Below are 3,681 nucleotides of genomic sequence, written 5' to 3'. Positions count from 1 at the left end.
TGACAGCTCCTGCGGAACTTTTAAACAGTTTGGTCATGTCCAATTTAAAACCCGGGGGCTTGTTAGTTGCCGAAGTGCCGAATTTTGGAAGCTGGCAGTCTAAATGGGCTGGCAATAGATGGCTGCACCTCGACGTTCCGCGTCATCTAAGTCATTTCACCGAGGAGAGCCTGGAAAAGATCATCGATAAAGCCGGCTGCAGAGTAATAAAGAAGGAGTATTACTCGATTCATCTGGGGCTAGTGGGAATGGTTCAAAGTATTTTCACATGGTTTGGATACAAGGGCTTCCTGATAGCTGATCTTAAAGAAAATAAAAACTGGATATTACCTTTCAAAGTTTTAATAACTCTTCCATTTGCGATATTATTAGAAAGCCTTGCGGTTATTTTCAAAAAAGGCGGAATTATCCGATTTTATGCGGTATACGAACCGAAAGCAGAACAAACGGCCGATTTTACTAAACCCGGGCTATCCTAATGAATATCCTGATCGCAAATTGGGCGTGGTACCCCAGCGGTGGAGACTGGACTTACATAAATACAGTGTCTGAAATATATGAAGAACTCGGCCACCATGTGGTTCCTTTCTCCATGAAAGATGAGCGAAACCTGCCCAACGAATATTCTGAATACTTTATCGACAATATAAATTATAGAGACCTTAACCAGGATCGAAGCTTTGGATCCGCCGTCGAGGTAGTGAGTAAGAGTGTCTATTCGACCGAAGCAGTGCGGAAATTAAAAGCGCTATTAAAAGCTGTTAAGATTGACCTCGCACACTTAAATCTTATCCACCATTACCTCACTCCCGCTATTATCAGGGTGCTGAATGAACATCAAATCCCCATAATCTGGACTTTACATGATTATACGATCCTGTGTCCGCAGAGTACTTTTATCAGCAATGATAAGGTATGCGAACAATGCCGGGTGGGGAATTTTTACCGCTGCGCCGTAAACAAATGTAAGAAAGGCTCTTTATTAGCCAGTTCTTTAGCTGCATTTGAAAATTACTTTCACAGCTTTTTTAATTACTACCAATACGTCGATTACTATATTTGTCCATCGCTGTTCAGCTATAATAAGTATAAGAGCTTTGGCTTCTTTCCGGATAAGCTTCGGCAGATCTATCATACCTATAACTTCGAGTTGCCCGGGATATCAGGAAAGCCTGAGAATGCAGACCGGTATATCGTATATGTCGGCCGCTTAGAAAAAATTAAAGGAGTGCACACCTTGCTTCAGGCTATGCAATTCAACCCCGGTATCAAGCTCAAAATAATTGGGGACGGTTCCGAAGAGCTTAGCCTGAGAGCATTCAAAAATATTCATTCACTTGAAAATGTAGAATTCTTAGGGAAATTACCAAAAGAGGAAGTGCTGCTCACAATCATGAATTGCGACTTCCTGGTGTGTCCTTCCGAATGGTATGAAGTACTTGGGCTTACTATTTTCGAGGCGATGTTAATGTCTAAGCCAGTAGTAGGATCAGATATCGGAGCGATACCGGAGACGGTGATCCACGGGCAAACAGGTTTGCTATTTCAGGCAGGTAATGCTGCTGACTTATCAGAAAAAATCCAGACTCTTTATACTAGTAGTGAGTTATCCTTGATGGGGGAAAATGCATTTAAACATATAAAGACTATCTCTGATCGGGGGAAACATATTGCTGCTTTGAAGGGGATTATTGAGGGGTTGTAGTAAAACTCGTTCTTAGGTCCCTCGCTGCGCTTCGGGCTGATGGCATTTTGTTAAATGGGTGGTCTGTCTAGCTTGAGGCCTTCGGTGCGCTTCGGGATGATAGTGGCGATGGCGAAGATGGAGGTCCCTCGCTACGCTTCGGGATGACGCGGGGCTTTGATCGCAGCGCTAATAGTTTGATAAGGTCCCTCGCTGCGCTTCGGGATGACGATCCATTTGGTGTGGAGGAGGAGATTTCTCCTCGCGGAACAGACCAGTTAAATAATCTATGGGGTGGCCGCTCGTCGAAATATGGTCACATTGCATGGTGATAGTAGAATGATAAAGGGGGGGGCTATTTCGACGAGCGAGGATAAATTTCATCATTTACTACCAATGTCCCGCGAGGAGAAATCTCCCTTTACCAAAAAACCGACAACGTCATCCCGAAGCGCAGCGAGGGACCTCTAATCCTTTTATCTTCTCAATCGTCCCGAGCGCAGTGAGCGACCTCAACCCCTATTATAAAATACCCCTTGCCATTTCCACACCTTCCCCATTATTCTTACTTTTACCCCCGTGTCCACTAACAACCCGGATTTTATTAAGATTGCAATAATCGGTTCAAGAGGATACCCCCACGTGTATGGAGGTTATGAAACTTTTGTAAAAGAGCTTAGTGAGCGATTGATTACCAAGGGCATAGCGGTTCACGTTTATAATCAAAAACACTTGTTTACTGACAGACCGCCAATTGTCAACGGAATTCATTTACATTACATCCCAACCCTACCTCACAAGTCACTAAATCAGATAATTTACTGCTTTCTTTCACTTTTCCATGCAGCTTTCAGCTCCGCGGAGGTAATACTTGTCGTCAACCTTGCCGCCGGCCCCATGGGTTGGATCCCAAAAATCACAGGCAAAAAAACAATTATTAACACAGATGGATTGGAGTGGCTGCGTCCTAAATGGAAAGGTCTGGGGGCTAAATATTTCTATTTTGGAGCCTGGTCGGCAACTAAATTATATGACCAGCTTATTTGCGATGCAGAAGCCATGCAAAAAGTTTACCTGGAAAAATTCAACGCTCAATCCCGGGTTATAGCCTATGGAGCTCCTCCGTTTAAAGAATCATCTGAAGAGCATATTCGAGGGCTGGGATTAAAGCCCGGCGAGTATTATTTAATTGTAGGGCGCCTGGTTGCAGATAACAACGCGGATTTATTAGTAAAAGGCTTCCTTGAATCTAAATCCAGTAAAAAACTGGTGATAGTGGGGGACGTTCCTTACCGCGACACTTATGCTCAGGAAATAAAAAAATTCGCGAGCGAAAAAGTTATATTTTTGGGCTATGTTAAGCATCCGGATGTATTAATGTCTCTTTACCAGCATTGCTATGTATATTTGCATGGCCACCAGTTTGGCGGTACTAACCCAGCCATGCTAAAGGCTATGTCAAACCAATGTGCTATACTTGCATTGGATACTCCGTTTAACCGGGAAATGCTGAATGATGGAGAATTTGGAATATTTTTTGAGTTAGACAGCGCCGCAGTTGCACACGAAATGAACCAGATCGAAGGTGCGGAAGAAAAAGTTCAACTATTGAAGAGAAAAGTGAAATACGGGCTAACTGAAAAATATAATTGGGAGGTCATTACCGATAAATATATATCAGAATTTACTAAGTTAATCCGGAAATAATCGATGACTCAACGACATCTCAAATACAGAATCGTACGTTGTCTCATCGATGCGCCTATTATTTTCGTCGCACTTTTAATTGCCTATAATTATTTTCCTCAACCAGAATTTATTTATCCGGGCAGGCCCTTTATTTCTATACTTTTTATCTTCTCCGTTGTATCCTGGTATATTTCTGCACAATTCACGAACCTGTATTCCGATCTGAGGTCTAAGAAATTCTCCGAGGAAATAATTTATGTACTTTTTACCATTTTCCTGTTCTTCATTTTGCTTAGCTTTTTCTTATT

The 3,681-nt window shown here is 42.5% G+C and carries 5 protein-coding genes; all 5 read left to right on the top strand.

The window, feature by feature from the left end:
- On the top strand, positions 1–479 hold a 479-nt coding region (locus ACLL8Z_RS14825), incomplete at its 5' end, for a methyltransferase domain-containing protein (RefSeq protein WP_411275574.1).
- Positions 479–1,705: a glycosyltransferase family 4 protein gene (locus ACLL8Z_RS14820; RefSeq protein ID WP_411275573.1), complete on the top strand. Its 1,227-nt coding sequence runs from the start codon at positions 479–481 to the stop codon at positions 1,703–1,705. The genes ACLL8Z_RS14825 and ACLL8Z_RS14820, both read left to right, overlap by 1 nt.
- Positions 1,706–1,881: 176 nt before the next feature.
- A complete protein-coding gene (locus ACLL8Z_RS14815) occupies positions 1,882–2,016 on the top strand; it encodes a hypothetical protein (protein WP_411275572.1) in 135 nt (44 codons plus the stop codon).
- 247 nt (positions 2,017–2,263) lie between these two features.
- Positions 2,264–3,391 carry a DUF1972 domain-containing protein gene (locus ACLL8Z_RS14810; RefSeq protein WP_411275571.1) on the top strand — a complete coding sequence of 376 codons (1,128 nt, stop codon included), beginning with the start codon at positions 2,264–2,266 and terminating at the stop codon, positions 3,389–3,391.
- 3 nt (positions 3,392–3,394) lie between these two features.
- On the top strand, positions 3,395–3,681 hold a 287-nt coding region (locus tag ACLL8Z_RS14805; protein ID WP_411275570.1), incomplete at its 3' end, for a hypothetical protein.

Source organism: Daejeonella sp. (assembly GCF_046590655.1).
In the GTDB taxonomy this organism is placed as follows: domain Bacteria; phylum Bacteroidota; class Bacteroidia; order Sphingobacteriales; family Sphingobacteriaceae; genus Daejeonella.
This window is presented reverse-complemented; position numbering and strand designations above follow the sequence as displayed.

Excerpts from the sequence above, each read along its gene's own strand:
- ACLL8Z_RS14820 (WP_411275573.1), top strand. The coding sequence starts at position 479 with ATGAATATCCTGATCGCAAATTGGGCGTGGTACCCCAGCGGTGGAGAC.